At 71.2% G+C, this 16,829-nt stretch carries 20 protein-coding genes; 9 read left to right on the plus strand and 11 right to left on the minus strand.

The features are described 5' to 3' along the window. Positions 1-228: 228 nt before the first annotated feature. From D3105_RS23720 to D3105_RS23725, 3 genes are all read right to left on the minus strand, one after another. The gene (locus D3105_RS23720) at positions 229-738 is read right to left on the minus strand and encodes a flavin reductase family protein (RefSeq protein WP_118905075.1); all 510 of its coding nucleotides are present in this window, start codon (positions 736-738) and stop codon (positions 229-231) included. A gap of 43 nt (positions 739-781) precedes the next feature. Beyond that, positions 782-862: a putative leader peptide gene (locus D3105_RS36100; protein ID WP_351449023.1), complete on the minus strand. Its 81-nt coding sequence runs from the start codon at positions 860-862 to the stop codon at positions 782-784. A 72-nt stretch (positions 863-934) separates the two neighbouring features. Then, positions 935-1,261 carry a TlpA family protein disulfide reductase gene (locus D3105_RS23725; protein WP_118905076.1) on the minus strand — a complete coding sequence of 109 codons (327 nt, stop codon included), beginning with the start codon at positions 1,259-1,261 and terminating at the stop codon, positions 935-937. 230 nt (positions 1,262-1,491) lie between these two features. On the opposite strand from D3105_RS23725, the gene D3105_RS23730 reads away from it, so the two are divergent. Then, positions 1,492-2,214 carry a lysophospholipid acyltransferase family protein gene (locus D3105_RS23730; protein WP_118905077.1) on the plus strand — a complete coding sequence of 241 codons (723 nt, stop codon included), beginning with the start codon at positions 1,492-1,494 and terminating at the stop codon, positions 2,212-2,214. Between the two features lie 57 nt (positions 2,215-2,271). On the opposite strand, the gene D3105_RS23735 is transcribed toward D3105_RS23730, so the two are convergent. From D3105_RS23735 to D3105_RS23750, 4 genes are all read right to left on the minus strand, one after another. Further along, complete coding sequence (locus tag D3105_RS23735; RefSeq protein WP_118905078.1) at positions 2,272-2,871, minus strand: transglutaminase-like domain-containing protein; 600 nt, start codon at positions 2,869-2,871, stop codon at positions 2,272-2,274. Positions 2,872-2,954: 83 nt separating this feature from the next. Then, entirely contained in the window at positions 2,955-4,016 is a 1,062-nt protein-coding gene (locus tag D3105_RS23740) for a threonine aldolase family protein (RefSeq protein ID WP_206272870.1), read from the minus strand. After that, entirely contained in the window at positions 4,013-4,780 is a 768-nt protein-coding gene (locus D3105_RS23745; RefSeq protein ID WP_118905080.1) for an SDR family NAD(P)-dependent oxidoreductase, read from the minus strand. The genes D3105_RS23740 and D3105_RS23745 overlap by 4 nt, the downstream gene beginning before the upstream one ends. Positions 4,781-4,806: 26 nt before the next feature. Beyond that, positions 4,807-6,204 carry a DUF6421 family protein gene (locus tag D3105_RS23750; protein WP_118905081.1) on the minus strand — a complete coding sequence of 466 codons (1,398 nt, stop codon included), beginning with the start codon at positions 6,202-6,204 and terminating at the stop codon, positions 4,807-4,809. Between the two features lie 294 nt (positions 6,205-6,498). Here D3105_RS23750 and D3105_RS23755 point away from each other — a divergent pair, with 294 nt between their 5' ends. Next, complete coding sequence (locus tag D3105_RS23755) at positions 6,499-7,182, plus strand: glycerophosphodiester phosphodiesterase (protein WP_118905082.1); 684 nt, start codon at positions 6,499-6,501, stop codon at positions 7,180-7,182. A gap of 33 nt (positions 7,183-7,215) precedes the next feature. On the opposite strand, the gene D3105_RS23760 is transcribed toward D3105_RS23755, so the two are convergent. Next, the gene (locus tag D3105_RS23760; RefSeq protein WP_118905083.1) at positions 7,216-7,761 is read right to left on the minus strand and encodes a GNAT family N-acetyltransferase; all 546 of its coding nucleotides are present in this window, start codon (positions 7,759-7,761) and stop codon (positions 7,216-7,218) included. Positions 7,762-7,982: 221 nt separating this feature from the next. On the opposite strand from D3105_RS23760, the gene D3105_RS23765 reads away from it, so the two are divergent. From D3105_RS23765 to D3105_RS34680, 5 genes are all read left to right on the plus strand, one after another. Further along, a complete protein-coding gene (locus D3105_RS23765; RefSeq protein ID WP_118905084.1) occupies positions 7,983-8,594 on the plus strand; it encodes a DUF5134 domain-containing protein in 612 nt (203 codons plus the stop codon). 98 nt (positions 8,595-8,692) lie between these two features. Next, positions 8,693-9,628, plus strand: a complete 936-nt coding sequence (locus tag D3105_RS23770) for a M56 family metallopeptidase (protein ID WP_118905085.1) — start codon at positions 8,693-8,695, stop codon at positions 9,626-9,628. 100 nt (positions 9,629-9,728) lie between these two features. Further along, the gene (locus D3105_RS23775) at positions 9,729-10,424 is read left to right on the plus strand and encodes a phosphatase PAP2 family protein (RefSeq protein WP_118905086.1); all 696 of its coding nucleotides are present in this window, start codon (positions 9,729-9,731) and stop codon (positions 10,422-10,424) included. Next, positions 10,421-11,113 (plus strand): HAD family hydrolase, encoded by a 693-nt coding sequence (locus tag D3105_RS23780; RefSeq protein ID WP_118905087.1) that lies wholly within the window; start codon positions 10,421-10,423, stop codon positions 11,111-11,113. Before D3105_RS23775 ends, D3105_RS23780 begins: the two co-directional genes overlap by 4 nt. 131 nt (positions 11,114-11,244) lie before the next feature. After that, positions 11,245-11,421: a hypothetical protein gene (locus tag D3105_RS34680; protein ID WP_165891066.1), complete on the plus strand. Its 177-nt coding sequence runs from the start codon at positions 11,245-11,247 to the stop codon at positions 11,419-11,421. Between the two features lie 293 nt (positions 11,422-11,714). Here the strand turns inward: D3105_RS34680 and D3105_RS23785 are convergent, their stop codons facing one another. Beyond that, complete coding sequence (locus D3105_RS23785) at positions 11,715-13,208, minus strand: LVIVD repeat-containing protein (protein ID WP_118905088.1); 1,494 nt, start codon at positions 13,206-13,208, stop codon at positions 11,715-11,717. A gap of 158 nt (positions 13,209-13,366) precedes the next feature. Between D3105_RS23785 and D3105_RS23790 the strand changes: the two genes are divergently transcribed. Continuing rightward, positions 13,367-14,053: a DUF305 domain-containing protein gene (locus D3105_RS23790; protein WP_118905089.1), complete on the plus strand. Its 687-nt coding sequence runs from the start codon at positions 13,367-13,369 to the stop codon at positions 14,051-14,053. 132 nt (positions 14,054-14,185) lie between these two features. After that, a complete protein-coding gene (locus D3105_RS23795) occupies positions 14,186-15,592 on the plus strand; it encodes an FAD-dependent oxidoreductase (RefSeq protein ID WP_118905090.1) in 1,407 nt (468 codons plus the stop codon). 14 nt (positions 15,593-15,606) lie between these two features. On the opposite strand, the gene D3105_RS23800 is transcribed toward D3105_RS23795, so the two are convergent. Continuing rightward, entirely contained in the window at positions 15,607-16,395 is a 789-nt protein-coding gene (locus tag D3105_RS23800; RefSeq protein ID WP_118905091.1) for a class I SAM-dependent methyltransferase, read from the minus strand. A 77-nt stretch (positions 16,396-16,472) separates the two neighbouring features. Then, positions 16,473-16,829, minus strand: a 357-nt coding sequence (locus D3105_RS23805; RefSeq protein WP_206272868.1) for a hypothetical protein, incomplete at its 5' end; no start/stop codon positions are given.

Consider the following 16,829-nt stretch of genomic DNA (forward strand, 5'->3'; position numbering starts at 1 on the left):
TACTTCACACAGACAACGATCCTCAAGCTCACGCCGGCTCTCCTACTGCATCGTCATTTCCGGGCTGCCTTGTTGCACGCAGCATAGGCGCCTTGTCGGGCCGGATCCGGTCGGGACGACCGAGGCTCCGAGGCCGATATTACTCGCCAGTACACCCAGTCCGTTACCCCTGAGCAAGCGCACCGCACTGTGACCTTGCCAACGCGGCAGACCCGTGCGTGCGTGACCTCAGTCTCGCAGAGCCGTGAACCGTCCCTGGTGATAGACCAGCGGGCGACCGGCCCCCGAGGGCGAGCCTGCCACGGCTTCGGCGATGACGATGCGGTGGTCCCCCGCCGGAACGCGGGACACGACCCGGCAGACCAGCCAGGCGGACACGTCCGCCAGCAGCGGAACGCCTTGGGGGCCGCTGCTCCAGTCGGTCGACGGGCCGAAGCGGTCGGCTCCGCTGCGGGCGAAGGTAGTGGCCAGTTCCTGCTGGTGCTCGCCGAGTATGTGGACGCCGACGTACGCGGCCCCGGACAGCACGGGCCAGCTGGAGGACGACGTACCGATGCCGAAGGAGATCAGCGGGGGTTCGGCGGCGACGGAGGTCAGCGAGGTGGCGGTGAAGCCGACCGGGCGCTCCCCCGCAGCGGTGATCACGGCGACACCGGCGGCGTGGCGGCGAAAGACGGAGCGGAAGAGTTCGGGCGTGGCGGCCGTCGCGGCGGGGGCGAGATCGGGCGTTGCCGTCATGGACGTGTCCTTCTGCGGGAGTGGCGTACGGGTCCGTGGGTGCTCAGACACCCGGACAGCGCGCACTCGCGTAGCGTGCGAGGTCCACGTGGACCCGGCCGTGGAGAAGGAGTTCTGGCGGCATAACGTCAGACTGACGATGCGTGGTGCGCGCAGTCAAGTGGGTTCCGGAATGTGGGAGATGCGTCACGGTCCGTCATATGGCGTGCCCCAGCGCCGCGACGACGTCGACCGTGCGGGGCTGGCCGGATGCCCGGCGGACCACTTCGCCCTCGGCGTCGAGGACCAGGACGGTCGGCGTCTTCGTGATGTCCAGCTCCCGCACCAGCGCGAGATGAGCCTCGGCGTCGATCTCGATGTGGGCGACCCCGTCGACCATCCCGGCCACCTCGGTGAGCGTGCGGCGGGTGGCCCGGCACGGCTGGCAGAAGGCGCTGGAGAACTGGACGAGCGTCGCGCGTTCCCCCAACTCCGCGCCGAGTCGGCCTGCGTCGAGTCGCTGTCCGCGGGTCCGGCCGTCCACCTGGTGCCTCCTGATCAGAGCTCTTCGTAAGGGGTCAGCACCGGCTGCCGCCCCGGCATTCCCACAGCGTGCGGTGCACACGCACGTGACGAGAATCTCGCGGTCCACGTCCTCCGGGACTGGCCAGCGGCTCGCGCATGGGGCACCATCGCCACAATGCCGAAAACCTACGGCTGCGTAACTTCCGCCGGGAGAACCCTCCCCAGGCACTGAAGAAGGGTCTTCCCCAGATGGCAGAACTCGTCTATCGACCGGTCATCGGCGCCGCTCGCACCATGTTCAAGGCGCTCGACCTGAAGATCGACACTCAGGGTTCGGAGCACATCCCGAAGACCGGTGGTGCGGTGCTGGTCAGCAATCACATCAGCTATCTCGACTTCATCTTCACCGGCCTCGGTGCTCTTCCGCAGAAGCGGCTCGTCCGCTTCATGGCGAAGGAATCGGTCTTCCGGCACAAGATCTCCGGTCCGTTGATGCGGGGAATGAAGCACATCCCGGTCGACCGCAACCAGGGCGAGGACGCGTACGCGCACGCACTGAAGTCATTGCGTTCGGGCGAGATCGTCGGTGTGTTCCCCGAGGCCACCATCTCGCAGTCCTTCACGCTGAAGAGCTTCAAGTCGGGCGCCGCGCGCCTGGCCCAGGAGGCCGGCGTTCCGCTGATCCCGATGGCGCTCTGGGGCACGCAGCGGATCTGGACGAAGGGTCGGCCGCGCAACTTCAAGCGCAGCCACATCCCGATCACCATCCGCGTCGGCGAGCCCATGGAGGCGCCGGCCGACCAGTACGCGGGCGCCCTCACCCGGCGGCTGCGGGAGCGGGTCCAGGAGCTGCTGGAGGCGGCGCAGCGGGCCTACCCGGTGCGCCCGAAGGACGCGAGCGACACCTGGTGGGTGCCCGCCCATCTCGGCGGTACGGCCCCGACCCCCGCCGAGGTGCGCGAGCTGGGCTGACCGGCCCCTCCCGCCTCCTCTCCTCCCGAGCCCCCGGTGCGCACGTACGCCGGGGGCTCAGAGGTGTGCGGGGAGGGTCCGCGAGAGTTCCGTGCGGTCCCGGGCGTTCCTCAGCGTGTGGAGGATCTCCGGGGGCGGCGCGGCGTACACGGTCGGGTAGTCCACTTCCCCGAGGTGCTCGCGCACCGTCCACGCCAGCCGCTCCTCCTCCAGCGAGAACTGCGCGTCGATGCCCGGCTTGTTGCCCCGGGGGTCCACCCGTGCCCAGTGGTCGTGTCCGGGCAGGCGGAGTGCGACCAGGCCGTGGATCACGGGGTTCGCCCCGTCGTCGTCGGCGAGGCGCTGGTAGCAGAGGCCGGCCGGGATGCCGTGGGCCCGGAGCAGGGCGGTCAGCGCGACGGACTTGGCGTAGCAGATGCCGTTGCGGGTGGTGAGGACGTCGGAGGCGCGCCAGGTGACACGTGGATCGCCGGAGTCCGCGGAGTGCGGGACGGTGTCACGTACGTACATGAAGGCGGTGCGGGCGTATGTGTATGCGTCGTCGGTCTCGCGCGCCAGGTCGGCCGCCACCTCCCGCACCCGGGGGTGTTCATGGTCGATCGCGTCGTCGGCGGCGAGATAGGCGGCGACGTCCGGGGACTGCTGAATCAGTTGCATGGCCCCTGAGCGTACGAAGCGGCCGACCGGAGATCAATTGATTTCCGGTCGGCCGCATAGTCATGCGCTGCGCGAGAGGCGTGTTACCGCGCCATCTCTTCCTTGATCGCCTGGAGGAAGGCGTCGACGTCGTCCTCGCGGGTGTCGAAGGCGCACATCCAGCGGACGTCGCCTGCCGCCTCGTCCCAGAAGTAGAAGCGGAAGCGCTCCTGGAGCCGCTCGGTGACCGCGTGCGGCAGCCGGGCGAACACGGCGTTCGCCTGGACCGGGTAGAGGATCTCCACCCCGTCGATGGCCCGGACGCCCTCGGCCAGGCGTTGGGCCATGGCGTTGGCGTGCCGGGCGTTGCGCAGCCACAGGTCCTTGGCGAGCAGCGCCTCCAGCTGGACGGAGACGAAGCGCATCTTGGAGGCGAGCTGCATGGAGAGCTTGCGCAGGTGCTTCATCGCCCGGACCGCGTCCGGGTTGAGCACGACGACGGCCTCGCCGAACAGCGCGCCGTTCTTCGTGCCGCCGAAGGACAGCACATCGACGCCGACCGTGTTGGTGAACGTCCGCATCGGCACGTCCAGGGAGGCGGCCGCATTGGCTATCCGCGCCCCGTCGAGGTGCACCTTCATGCCGCGCTCGTGGGCGTGGTCGCAGATGGCGCGGATCTCGTCGGGGCTGTAGACGGTGCCCAGCTCGGTGTTCTGGGCGATCGAGACGACCTGCGGCATGGCCCGGTGCTCGTCGTCCCAGCCGTACGCCTGCCGGTCGATGAGCTCGGGGGTGAGCTTGCCGTCCGGGGTCGGCACGGTGAGGAGCTTCAGCCCGCCCATCCGCTCGGGCGCGCCGCCCTCGTCCACGTTGATGTGCGCGGACTCGGCGCAGATGACCGCTCCCCAGCGGTCGGTGAGCGCCTGGAGGGCGACCACGTTGGCTCCGGTGCCGTTGAAGACCGGGAAGGCCTCGGCGGTGGGGCCGAAGTGGCTGTGCATGACGCGCTGGAGATGGCCGGTGTAGTCGTCCTCGCCGTAGGCGACCTGGTGGCCGCCGTTGGCGAGCGCTATGGCCGCGAGGACCTCCGGGTGCGCTCCGGCGTAGTTGTCACTGGCGAAGCCGCGTACCTGCGGATCGTGGTGACGTCGCGCGTCGGTCCTCACGGTTGCGGGGTCAGCCACAGGCGCTTTCCGTTCACTTCGGGGGCGGGCTCCTCCCAGACGCCGGCGATGGCCTCGGCCAGCTCCGTGACGTCGGTGAAGCCCGCGAACTTCGCATTCGGGCGCTCGGCGCGCATCGCGTCGTTCACCAGTGCCTTGACCACCAGGATCGCAGCAGCGGTACGGGGCCCGTCCTCGCCCCCCGCCTTGCGGAAGGCGTCGCCGAGCGCGAGGGTCCACGCCTCGGCCGCGGCCTTGGCGGCGGAGTAGGCGGCGTTGCCCGCGGTGGGCTTGCTGGCTCCGGCGGCGCTGATCAGGAGGTAGCGGCCCTTGTCGCTGCGCTCCAGCGCCTCCTGGAAGGCCAGCGAGGTCGACTGGACGGTACGGATGAGCAGCTTCTCCAGCGCGTCCCAGTCGGAGAGCACGGTCTCCTGGAACGACGGGCTGCCGCGCCAGCCGCCGACGAGGTGGACCAGGCCGTCGATGCGGCCGAACTCCGCCTCGGTGCGCTTGGCCCAGTCCCGGGTGGCGTCGAGGTCGAGCAGATCGACGGTCTCACCGGTGACGGTCGCGCCCCCGTGGGCGTACCGGGCGGCGTCCACCGCCTCGGCGAGCCGTTCGGGGTTGGCGTCGCAGCCGACGACCGTGGCGCCCGCCTCGGCGAGCCGCAGCAGCGTCGCGCGACCCGCGGGTCCCGCCGCTCCGGCGACCGCGACCACGGCTCCTTCGAGCGCGCCCGTCCCCTCGCCCGTGCCGTTTCCGTTCATGGCCACCGCCTCCTCGGGAGAATGGTTCACGCGGCTGCCCGCTCGTCGTTCGCCGCGGTGATTCCCTTGGCAGAGGCAATCACGTGCTTCAGCTTCTTCGCGAGCGCCTCATAGAACATGCTCAGGGGAAACTCGTCCGGAAGCACGTCGTCGACGAGCTTGCGAGGAGGAAGTGTGAGGTCGAGGGCGTCGGGGCCCTTGGCCCAGCGCGATCCCGGGTGCGGGGCGAGGTAGGTGGAGACGAGGTCGTACGCGGCGAACCAGTGGACCAGCTTGGGGCGGTCGATGCCGTCGCGGTAGAGCTGCTCGATCTCGCCGCAGAGCTGGTTGGTGACCTCGGGGGCACGGTCCCAGTCGATCTTCAGGGTGTTGTCGGTCCAGCGGACGACGTCGTGCTTGTGGAGGTAGGCGAAGAGCAGCTGGCCGCCGAGGCCGTCGTAGTTGCGGACGCGCTCACCGGAGACCGGGAAGCGGAACATCCGGTCGAAGAGCACCGCGTACTGCACGTCGCGGCCGTGGGCGTTGCCCTCGGACTCCAGCTTCACGGCCTCCTTGAAGGCGGTGAGGTCGCAGCGCAGCTCCTCCAGACCGTACATCCAGAACGGCTGGCGCTGCTTGATCATGAACGGGTCGAACGGCAGGTCACCGTGGCTGTGGGTGCGGTCGTGGACCATGTCCCACAGGACGAACGCCTGCTCGCAGCGCTGCTGGTCGCCGATCATCTCGCGGATGTCGTCGGGCAGCTCCAGGCCGAGCAGCTCGACGGATGCCTCGGTGACGCGGCGGAAGCGGGCGGCCTCGCGGTCGCAGAAGATGCCGCCCCAGCTGAACCGCTCGGGGGCCTCGCGCACGGCGATGGTCTCCGGGAAGAGCACCGCGGAGTGGGTGTCGTAGCCGGAGGTGAAGTCCTCGAAGGTGATGCCGCAGAAGAGCGGGTTGTCGTAGCGGGTGGCCTCCAGCTCGGCGAGCCACTCGGGCCAGACCATCTTGAGGACGACCGCTTCGAGGTTGCGGTCGGGGTTGCCGTTCTGCGTGTACATCGCGAAGACGACGAGGTGCTGGAGACCGTCGGCCCGGTTCTTCGCGGGCTGGAAGGCGAGCAGCGAGTCCAGGAAGTCGGGGACGCGGAAGCCGTCGGCGGCCCAGCGGCGCAGGTCGGTGACGAGCGCACGGTGGTAGGCGGCGTCGTGCGGGAGGAGCGGGGACAGCTCCTCGACCGCACCGATGACCCGGTCGAGGACACGCTCGACGTCGGCCGGGGACGGGGCGCCGTCGGCCTCGAAGTCGATGGATCCGTCCTTGGACTGCCAGGGGCGGATCTCCTCGACGGCATCCCTGAGCACGGGCCAGGCCGGGTGCTCGACGACCCGCTGGGCCGTAGCTATCGCGCCGTCGGTGGCGTCGTGCACAAGAATTTCCGTCATAACACTTCCTCCACGGGAGAACCTCGCGTGACATCACCGTAGCCGGGCAGGGATCCCTCCGACAAGTGCAGGCCTGAAAATTATCCTGCGCACCCCCTATGGTCACCGCTGTTTTTCCTGCGGGATACCGGGTAGGAGCGCATTTCCCGCAGCACCGATCGGATCCGGGCGACCGGGCCCGCACGGCGTGGGACATCCCGCGCCCGGGCCGTTACCCTCCCCAGTGCCGTATTGCCGTACCTCAGCGCGGGCAGGAGCAGTCGACGGGAAGCCGCCGACGGAAACGAGGTCGCCTTGTCATTTCTCACCCTGGGTCATCGTGGAGTGATGGGCGTCGAGCCCGAGAACACCCTGCGCTCCTTCGTCCGCGCCGAGGCGTCCGGCATGGACGCCATCGAGCTGGATCTCCACCTCAGCAAGGACGGCGCGCTCGCCGTGATGCACGACGCGGACGTGGACCGCACGACGGACGGCACCGGGCCGATCGCGGCCAAGACCCTGGCGGAGCTGCGTGAGCTCGACGCCGGCCGGGGCGAGCGGATCCCCGTCTTCGAAGAGGTGCTGGAGGCCGTCTCCTCCCCCCTGCAGGCGGAGATCAAGGATGTGGCGGCGGCCCGCGCGCTGGCGGACGTGCTGCTGGAGCGGGATCTCGTCGGGCGGGTGGAGGTGTCCTCGTTCCACGACGAGGCCGTCACCGAGATCGCCCGGCTGGTGCCCGGCGTCCGGACGGTCCTCATCGCCAGCCGCTGGGGCGCGGACGTGGTGGACCGGGCGAGGGCGGCGGGCGCGGCGACGCTCGCGCTGAACATCCGCCGCCTCACCCTGGAGGTGGTGGAGCAGGCGCACGCCGAGAGCCTGAAGGTGATCGGCTGGGTGGTGAACACCCAGGACCACCTGCGCCTGGCCCGGGCCCTGAACCTGGACGGCGCGACGACCGACTTCCCCGAGATCCGCCGCACCGGCCGCTTCACCGCCTGAGGGCGCGCCGGGGCCGGTCGCCCCGGCGGGCCGTCAGATGTTCTTGACGAGCAGCTCGAAGGCCAGGTCGTCGCGCTGCGGGATGCCGAAGCGCTCGTCGCCGTACGGGAACGGGGTGAGCGCTCCCGTACGGCGGTAGCCGCGGCGCTCGTACCAGGCGATCAGGTCCTCGCGCACCGAGATGACCGTCATGTGCATCTCGCCGACGCCCCAGCCCTCCTTCGCCGTGCGCTCCGCCTCGGCGATGATCAGCTTGCCGAGTCCGCCGCCCTGGAGTCCGGGCCGTACCGCGAACATGCCGAAGTAGGCCGCGTCGCCCCGGTGTTCGAGCTGGCAGCAGGCGACGAGTTCGCGGCCGCGCTCGACCGCGAGGAGCCTGCTCGCCGGAGCGTCGATGACGTCGCGCACGCCCTGTTCGTCGGTCCGCTGCCCCTGGAGGATGTCGGCTTCGGTGGTCCAGCCGGTGCGGCTGGAGTCGCCGCGGTAGGCGGACTCGATCAGTGCCACCAGCGCCGGGACGTCGGCCTCGGTCGCGTCACGGAAGGTCAGCCGGGCCGAATCGGGCGTGGCGGTGTCCATGGGTGGGGCTCTCCGTTTCTCTGCTGCCGTACGAACCTGCGTGCTGCCGCGCGTACGGCCGATGCCGTACGTCCGGTCGAGAGTAACGCGACCCGGAGCGCCCCCGGCGGGCCCCGGAGCGCTCCCTTCACTCCCCTGTGCGCCGGGTTCGGCGGCGTCGGCGTGGGCAGCGATGGGGCGACCCGCAAAGTGCCGAACGTCCGACCGGGGGGAGGCGCGCCGTGCACGGAGGGGCTTCGACCGGCTGGCTGCTGATGGTGTTGTGCGCGGTGAGCGGCGCCTACTGCCTTCTGCGCACCCGCACGGGGACGCCACGGGAGCGCCGCACCGCGCGCTCGGAGGCGCTCATGGGTTTCGGGATGGCGGCGATGGCCGTTCCGGCGGCGGTGCTGACGCCGCCGGGCTGGGCCTGGGCGGTGTACGCGGTGCTGTTCGGCGCGGCCGCGCTACGGGCGCTGCGGCCCGCCTTGCGCGGCGGCCACCATCTGCACCATCTCGTCGGCTCGCTGGCCATGGTCTACATGGCCGTGGCGATGGCCCCGGCGGTGACCGGGAGCAGTGGGGGCGGCCATGCCGGGCACGGCGCGGCATCGGCGGGAGCCGGGGGCATGCCCGCGCTGACCGGGGCTCTGCTCGTCTACTACGCGTTCTACGTGCTGGGTTCGGCCGGCCGGCTGCTGCCCGGAGCTGCCGTCACCCCGGCCGACGGCACGGGTGTCATCGGCCGGGACCCGGGCGGTTTCGGAGGCGGGACGGACGGGCGGGCCGAGCTCACGACGGCCTGCCGGCTGACGATGGGCATCGGCATGTTCGCCATGCTTCTCACGGTGTGAGACGGGAAGTGGGACAGAACCCCCGTCAAACAGTGGCCTGCGTCACTTGCCGGTCGCGGCCGTACCCCCGGTCGGCCCGCCGCTCATAAGCTGAAGCCATGCTGGTCTCCCTCGCGCTGCTGCTGCTCGGTGCACTGACCGCCCTGGTGACCCCGCGTGTGATGGCGCGGGCCCGGTGGCCGGAGCGCGAGCCGGTCGTGGCCCTGTGGGTCTGGCAGTGCGTGGTGGCCGCGGTGCTCCTGTCGTTCGCTCTGTCCATGACGCTGAGCGCGGCCGCCGCCTGGCAGGCGGTACGCGGCCACGTCTTCGCCCCCGCGCCGCATGCCGTCGTCGAGGCGTACGCCCTGGCGGCGTACGGTCCGTGGTCGGCGGTCATCGCGGTGCTGCTGGCGCTCGGCGGGCTGTGGTCCGGGACGATGCTCCTGCGTGAGATCCGGCGGGCGCGGCGTCGCCGCAAGCAGCGTCGGGCGGAACTGCTGGTGCGCGCCCCGCTGATGCCGGGCGAGGAGCCCGGAGCCGACCGTCTCGTGGTGCTGGAGGCCGAACGCCCGGATGCCTGGTGGCTGCCCGGCACCGCGCCGCAACTCGTCATCACCACCGCCGCGTTGGGCCGCCTGAAGGGCCGTCAGCTCGATGCCGTGCTCGCCCATGAGCAGGGGCACGCCCAAGCCCGGCACGACTGGTTGCTGCACTGTTCGTCGGCGCTGGCGATCGGCTTCCCGCAGATCCCGGTGTTCGCCGCGTTCCGCGACGAGATGCACCGGCTGGTCGAGTTGGCCGCCGACGACGTGGCGTCGCGCCGCTTCGGCAGGCTGACCACCGCGCTCGCCCTGGTCGGACTCAACGAGGACCGCGGGGTGTTCGGCCCCTGCCCCACCCCGCAGGCTCAAGTGCCCCTCCGGGTCAACCGGTTGCTGGCCCCGGTCGAGCGACTGACGGCGGGCCGCAGGCTCCGGCTGACGGCCGCCGCCGCGCTGGTGCCGGTCATCCCCGTCGTCGTGGCGTTCGTCCCGGGGCTCCGCGCCCTCGGGTAACGCCGGGACAGCCCCGGGTGATCGGGGTTCCGCACCAGGACCGGCCACAGCTCCGTACCTGGGTTGGCCTTCGCGCGGTGTCCTCGGCGAGGATCACCCCATGCCCTCCCCCCACTTCCGCTTCCGTTCACCGAACCGTTCCCCCCGCGCCGAGCCCGCTTTGTGGACCGGAGCCGCCGTCGGCGCGGCATCCCTGGTGCTGCTCGTGCTGGTGGCGGTGCGCTGGTCGCCGCTGATGTCCCTGGACCGGTCGGTCGCCGACGCACTGCACCGGCACGCCGTGGCCGACCCCCCTCTGGTCCGGGTGAACCGGGTGCTGACGGACTGGGTGTGGGATCCGTGGACCATGCGTGCCCTGATCGCGGTGGCCGTGGTCGCCCTGTGGTGGCAGGGGGCGCGCCGGCTCGCCCTGTGGGTGGCCGCGACGAGTCTGCTCGCCTCCTTCCTCCAGCAGGGGATGAAAGCCGCGGTGGACCGGGAGCGTCCGCAGTGGCCCGACCCGGTGGACTCGGCCCAGTTCGCGGCCTTCCCTTCCGGGCACGCGATGACGGCCGTCGTCAGCTGCGGGCTGCTCCTGTGGCTGCTGCGGCTGTACGGCGCGGGCCCCGGGCTGTGGGGTACGGCACTGGCCGTGGCGGTGGTCTCGGCGGTCGGCGTCGCGGCGACCCGGGTATATCTGGGGGTGCACTGGCTGACCGATGTCGTGGGCGGTGCGCTGCTGGGGGTGGCCGTGGTGACGTTGAGCATCGCCGGGTACGCCCGGTACGCGGCGCCCCGGGAGGGATCGCACCGATGACCAAAGGCGTGCTGTTCGACTTCTCCGGAACGCTGTTCCGGATCGAGCCGGTCCGGGACTGGCTCGCCGCCGTGCTGCGCGAGGAGGGCGTCGACGTACCGCAGGAGGATTTCGAGCCGTACGTGACCGGGCTCACGGAGGCCGGTGCCCTCCCGGGCGGTCCACCTCCGCTCCGGGTCCCGGAGCGGCTGGCCGACGCGATGGCGCGCCGGGACCTGACCCCCGCACTGCACCGCGAGGCGTACACCGGGCTGGCCCGAACCGTCGCGCTGCCCCATCCGGGGCTGTACGACGCGCTGTACGACCGCCATATGCGGCCGGAGGCCTGGCAGGCCTATCCGGACGCGGTGGAGGTCCTGGAGGGGCTGCGGAGGGCGGGGATCGCGGTCGGTGTGGTCAGCAACATCGGCTGGGACCTGCGTCCGGTCTTCCGGGCGCACGGGCTCGACGACCTGGTCGACGCCTATGTGCTGTCCTTCGAGCACGGGCTCCAGAAGCCCGCAGCGGAGCTGTTCCATATCGCCTGCACGATGATCGGCCGGGATCCGGCGGATGTGGTCATGGTCGGTGACGACCGGATCGCGGACGGGGGCGCGGCCGCCCTGGGCTGCGAGGTCCGCTTCGTGGACCATCTGCCCGTGCCGGAGCGGCCCGACGGCCTGCGTTCCCTGGGGCTGGTCCCGGGCTGAGGCCCACCGCGAGCAGGGGCCGAGCCACACCGGCGGCACCAGGGAGATTGAGGGAGATCGGGCCGGGGTGTGAGGCATATCCCGCCGCGGAAGGGGTAAAGGAAGCTGCCCGTGGTCGTAGCCTGGTGGGCATGTCCCCGATGTCGTCGTCCGTGTCCACCCGTTCCGCAGCCGAGGTCAACGCGGAGATCCGCGACCTGTGGCAGCGTTCGGGCGGGTCCCTGACGCCGCAGGACGAGGCGGAATACCAGCGGCTACTGGTGGAGTGGGCCGCCGCTGCCGGCGGGAGCGTCCGCACCGCCGTCTGACCGCCGCCCTGTGACCAGGAGCCGTGGGAGATCGCGCCCGATCCGGCGATCCCCCGCGTCGCCGGATCCGGGCACACCCCCGGCGTGCCCCGGGGGACACGGCCGTGGACCGCGCCGGGGACCGGAGTTGCGGGGTCCGCCGTCGCAGGGATCCAGCATGTCCCCACCCCGCTCATCGGTCAATGAATTTCCGCTCCGCACACACCGGGGCCGGCGCCTCGCGGGCGGGTGACCGCCCGGGAGACACCGGCCCCGGAATGGCTGACGAAGCTCCTGCGCGACGCGCTGACGGATCAGCGGTCGAAGTAGTCCGGCTGCGTCTGCACGTTGAGCTCGTCCATCGTGACCCGCTTCGCCGGGTCGGTACGCCGGTCGTCCAGCTTCAGCACGTCGAAGCCCTTGGCGATGTCGCTGGAGTAGATGTGACCGTTGTAGTAGTACGCCGACCAGGGGCCGGCCGTGGTGACCTGGTCGAGGGTGACCGGGCCGCGCTCGAAGAAGGCGATCTCCTTGGGCTTGGCCGAGTTGGTGAAGTCCCAGACGGAGATGCCGCCCTGGTACCAGGCCTGGACCATCAGGTCGCGGCCCTTCACCGGGATGATCGAGCCGTTGTGGGCGACGCAGACCTCGGCGTCGGCCTGGTGACGGTCGATCTTGAAGTAGCTCCGGAAGACCAGCTTGCGCTTGTCGCCCTTGCCGACGATGTCGTAGATGCCGTCGGCGCCGCGCTTCGGACCGATCTGCTCGTTGCAGGTGGCCGCGCCGCCGCCGCCCAGCTCGTCGGTGAAGACGACCTTGTTCGCACCCTGGTTGAAGGTCGCCGAGTGCCAGAACGCGAAGTTCACGTTGTCCTGGACCCGGTCGATGATCTTCGGGTGCTCCGGGTCCTCGATGGAGAACAGCAGACCGTCACCCATGCAGGCCCCGGCCGCCAGGTCCTTCGACGGCAGCACCGTGATGTCGTGGCAGCCGGTCGTCTTGGAGACGCCGGGGTTCTCGGGCGCTCCCGGGTTACCGCCGTCCGGGAAGAGCACCGGGAAGTCGATGACCCGGGCCTTCTGGGGCGCCTTGAGCGGCACCTTGATGATGGAGATCCCGTCGTGCGGCGGCTTGCAGTCCGGGAACGTCTCGTTGGGCGAGTACGAGGAGACGTACACGTACACGTTCTTCTTGCCGTCCGGCACCAGCGTGTGCGTGTGGGAACCGCAGGCGGTCTCCACGGCGGCGATGTACTTGGGCTGCCGCTTGTTGCTGATGTCGAAGATCTTCATGCCCTCCCAGGAGGACTTCTCCGTGGCGGGCTGGGAGGTACTGGAGCAGGAGTCGTCGCTGCGCGAGGAGTCCGTCGACAGGAAGAGCAGGTTCCCGGAGACCGAGATGTCGTTCTGGGAGCCGGGGCAGAGAACCTGGGCGACCGTCCTGGGCTTCTTCGGCTTACTGATGTCGTAGATGACGAAGCCGTCGTAGTTCCCGACGTACGCGTACTTCCCCTGGAACGCGAGGTCCGTGTTGGTGCCCTGGAGGGCGCCCTTCGGCACGTTCGTCAGGTGCTTGATGTTGGAGCTGTGGACGATCTCGTCCACTCCGGGTATGTCACCCCCGGATATCGCGGCCCTGGCCTCGGCCTGGTCGCTCTTGGAGACGGAACCGCGCTCGGCCGGGGCATCGCCCGGGTCGGGGGTCGCGGCCGCTGTGGTGGCCGTCAGCAGCGTGGCGAGGAGTCCGGCTGCGGCTGCCACCGCACCCAGACGTCTGCGCCGCACGCGGGTGGTGTGCAACGAGGTCACTGCGTCCTCCCTTGTATCCGTTCGGGGTCGAACGGTTATGGAACCCCCGGCAGTATCGTCCCTCACATGTACACATCAACAGACGGCAACGCAGACGTAATAAAAGTTTTTGATCTTCCGCCGGTGGAAGCGTGTTAGGACGGTCTCCAACAAACCCTGTGACACAGGAGGTCACCGTGTTGATCCATCGCCGGACCGCAGCTCTGCGCTCAACCGCTCTCGCGGCGACGGCGATTGCCGCCGCGCTCGTCCTGGGAGCCTGTGACGCGGACAGCGGTGACGGAACGTCGGAGAAGGCCAAGGACGCGGGTCCCGGCGTGGTCGCGCCCGGCAGACCGGGCGAGCCCGCCCGGACGCTCTCCGCCGAGGAGGCCGCCGAGGAGACCGGTCAGGACACCGCCAACTCCGCGGACTTCCGTTATGCCCAGATGATGATCGAACATCACGCGCAGGCGCTCGTGATGACCGAACTCGCCCCGAAGAGGGCCTCCCGGAGCACCGTCAAGCGGCTCGCGGAACGCATAGCGGCGGGCCAGAAGCCGGAGATCGGAGCGATGGAGGGGTGGCTCAAGCGAAACGGCGGCGACAAGCGCAAGCAGCACCACGACCACTCCGGGATGCCCGGCATGGCGACCGAGGCCCAGCTGAAGAAGTTGCGCGGCGCCGAGGGCAAGGCGTTCGACAAGCTCTTCCTGGAGCTGATGATCACCCACCACCAGGGAGCGATCACCATGGCCACGGAGGCGCTCACCGAGGGGAACGACATCTTCGTCGAGGAGATGGCGAGCGATGTGGTGGCCCAGCAGACCGTGGAGATCAACCGGATGCGCGGAATGATGGACTGAGCCCCGGGGCCGCGCCACTCGGCCGCGCTGCCCGTGGAGGAGGCCACCCGGCTGCGCCGCTCCGTGCGCCCGGCGGTGCGGATCGGCCCGGCGGTGCCATCCTGGAGGGAACCTCCGGGAAAGAGGTGCGCCGTGCTCTCCGTCGCCGTCGTCGGTTCCGGTCCCAGCGGGGTCTACACCGCCCAGGCCCTCCTCCAGCAGTCGCTGGTGCCCGATGTGCGCGTGCACGTCCTGGACCGGCTGCCCACCCCGTACGGACTCGTGCGGTACGGGGTGGCCCCCGACCACGAGAAGATCAAGTCGCTGCAGAACAGTCTGCGGGCGGTGCTGGAGGACGAGCGGGTCACCTTCGTGGGCAACATCGGCGTCGGCGGAGCTGACGGCGTCTCCCCAGCCCGGCTCGCGGAGCTGTACCACGCGGTCGTCTACTGCGTCGGGGCGTCGGCGGACCGGACGCTGGCGGTACCGGGCGAGGGCCTGCCGGGCAGCTACTCGGCCACCCGCTTCGTCTCCTGGTACAGCGCCCACCCGGACATCGGCGGCGACTTGTTCGCCCGGGACGCCCTGGACGCCCGCTCGGCCGTCGTGATCGGTGTGGGCAACGTGGCGGTCGACGTGGCCCGGATCCTGGCGCGCGGCGCCGGCGAACTGCGCCGGACCGACGTGCCCCGCGCCGCGCTGCGCGCGCTGGAGGAGAGCCGGGTGCGCGAGGTGCACATCGTGGGCCGCCGGGGCCCCTCCCAGGCCCGGTTCACCACCAAGGAGCTGCGGGAGCTGGGAGCGCTGCCCGGGGCACGGGTCGTCGTCGACCCGACGGAGCTGGCGCTCGACCCGGCGTACGACGCTCCGGACGGCCTGCCCGGAGCCCTCCCGCTGCCCGCCGTGGTGCGGCGGAACCTGGAGGTGCTGCGCGGCTGGTCGGCCGGCGGCGGGGTCGGAGCGGGCGGGGCGCCGGGCTCGGCGGATGCCGGACGCCGCATCCGGCTGCGGTTCTTCCTGCGGCCGGTGGAGCTGCTGGAGCGCGGCGGGCGGGTGGCCGGGGTCCGGTTCGTCCGGACGGCTCCGGACGGGGCGGGGGGCGTACGGGACACCGGTCGATACGAGGACGTCGAGGCGCAGCTCGTCCTGCGGGCGGTCGGCTATCGCGGGGTGGAGCTGCCGGGGCTGCCGTTCGACCCGGTGCGCGGGACGGTACCGCACGCGGCGGGCCGGGTACTGCGGAGCGGGGTGCCGTCGCCGGGCGAGTACGTGGCGGGGTGGATCAAGCGGGGGCCGACCGGGGTGATCGGCTCGAACCGCTCCTGCGCCAAGGAGACGGTGGCCTCGCTGCTGGCGGACGCGGCCGCGCTGACGCGGCGTACGGCGGCGGAGGACCCGCTGGCCGTGCTGCGGGAGTGGGGGCTGCGGCCGGTGGAGTGGGCCGGCTGGCTGTCGATCGAGCGCGCGGAGGCGGAGCTGGGCCGGTCGCTGGGGCGCGGCCCGGTGAAGATCCCCGACTGGGCGGGGCTGCTGGCGGCGGCCCGGGACGAGAACGGCTGAGCGGCCCCGTGCGGTCACTCCCGGGTCGCCACCACCAGCCGGGCGCGGGGGCTGCCGTCGGGGCGGCGGCCCAGTGCGGTGAGCGGTGTCAGCCGCACGGTGAATCCGGCCCGCGTCAGGTCCTCCAGCACGTCGCCGAGCCGGAACGTGCGGTAGTACATGACGAACTGCGGGCGCCACAGAGCGTTGCGCACCCGCATCGCCGCGTCGAAGCCGAGCAGCGTCCAGTAGGCGCGGGATCCCACCGGGGGCGGTGCGCCGATCGGGAAGACGAACTGTCCGCCCGGGCGGAGCGATCCGTAGACCTCGGCGAAGAGGCCGGGGCGTTCGGCGGGCAGGAAATGGCCGAACGCCCCGAAGCTCAGGGCGAGATCGAAGGCGGGCGCGAAGGGCAGGGAGCGGGCGTCGGCCCGTACCCAGTCCACTGCCGGGCCCTGTGCTGCCGGTCGCTCTCCTGCCGGTGCCTCTGCTGCCGGTCCCAGCCCCGCGGGTGCCCCGCCCTCGGGCGGGAAGGCGGCCCGGGCCTCGGCGAGCATCCCCGCGCTGAAGTCGACCCCGACCACCCGCTCACGGCACAGCTGCCGGAGTACGCCGACCCCCGCGCCGGTGCCGCAGCAGACGTCGAGTCCGGTGCCGAAGGGGCCGAGTCGGCGCACCTCGTCGGTGACGGCGTCGAGCACGCGGTCCGGGGTGCGGTAAGGCGTCCGGTCGAACTTCGGGGCGAGGAGGTCGTAGCCGCGCTCGATCGAGGAGAGCGCCTGGACGGCCAGTTCGCGCACGGTGGGGCCCTGTTCGGTAAACATCACGGGCCACCCTACCGACGCGGCCGCCCCCTGCGGCCACGCGCTGCTGTGCCACCCGGAACAGGAGGGCCTCGGCGTCAACGACCTTCGGGAAGCCGCCGCTTGAGGGTGATGGCGGCATCGGCGGCGTAGGCCTGGGTCCAGCTGCGGCCGGCCCCTGACTTCCAGGTGACGTGGACCGTGGAGCCGTCAATCCGCGCGCTCTCCACGGTCATGGCCCGGTCGCCGTCGCGCACGTCGCCGCGGCGCAGTTCGCCCGCCTCGACCGTGACGGGACGCCCCGCCGGCGCGCTCTCGGCCTCCTCGGCCGCCCGGAGGAGTTCGGCGGCCAGCTCGCGGGCCGCCTCGGGGGTGCAGGACCAGACGAACTCGCCCGCCGGGGGCGTGAGGCGGATGCCGATGCGGGGAACGGGGGCGGGGCCGTCGTCCGGGGC

Origin of the sequence: Streptomyces globisporus (assembly GCF_003501885.1) — a bacterium.
Taxonomy (GTDB): Bacteria; Actinomycetota; Actinomycetes; order Streptomycetales; family Streptomycetaceae; genus Streptomyces; species Streptomyces globisporus_D.

Excerpts from the sequence above, each read along its gene's own strand:
- D3105_RS23745 (WP_118905080.1), bottom strand. The coding sequence starts at position 4,780 with ATGAACGGAAACGGCACGGGCGAGGGGACGGGCGCGCTCGAAGGAGCC.
- D3105_RS23800 (WP_118905091.1), bottom strand. The coding sequence starts at position 16,395 with ATGTTTACCGAACAGGGCCCCACCGTGCGCGAACTGGCCGTCCAGGCG.
- D3105_RS23775 (WP_118905086.1), top strand. The coding sequence starts at position 9,729 with ATGCCCTCCCCCCACTTCCGCTTCCGTTCACCGAACCGTTCCCCCCGC.
- D3105_RS23735 (WP_118905078.1), bottom strand. The coding sequence starts at position 2,871 with ATGCAACTGATTCAGCAGTCCCCGGACGTCGCCGCCTATCTCGCCGCC.
- D3105_RS23750 (WP_118905081.1), bottom strand. The coding sequence starts at position 6,204 with ATGACGGAAATTCTTGTGCACGACGCCACCGACGGCGCGATAGCTACG.
- D3105_RS23720 (WP_118905075.1), bottom strand. The coding sequence starts at position 738 with ATGACGGCAACGCCCGATCTCGCCCCCGCCGCGACGGCCGCCACGCCC.
- D3105_RS34680 (WP_165891066.1), top strand. The coding sequence starts at position 11,245 with ATGTCCCCGATGTCGTCGTCCGTGTCCACCCGTTCCGCAGCCGAGGTC.
- D3105_RS23730 (WP_118905077.1), top strand. The coding sequence starts at position 1,492 with ATGGCAGAACTCGTCTATCGACCGGTCATCGGCGCCGCTCGCACCATG.
- D3105_RS23780 (WP_118905087.1), top strand. The coding sequence starts at position 10,421 with ATGACCAAAGGCGTGCTGTTCGACTTCTCCGGAACGCTGTTCCGGATC.
- D3105_RS23770 (WP_118905085.1), top strand. The coding sequence starts at position 8,693 with ATGCTGGTCTCCCTCGCGCTGCTGCTGCTCGGTGCACTGACCGCCCTG.
- D3105_RS23760 (WP_118905083.1), bottom strand. The coding sequence starts at position 7,761 with ATGGACACCGCCACGCCCGATTCGGCCCGGCTGACCTTCCGTGACGCG.
- D3105_RS36100 (WP_351449023.1), bottom strand. The coding sequence starts at position 862 with ATGCCGCCAGAACTCCTTCTCCACGGCCGGGTCCACGTGGACCTCGCA.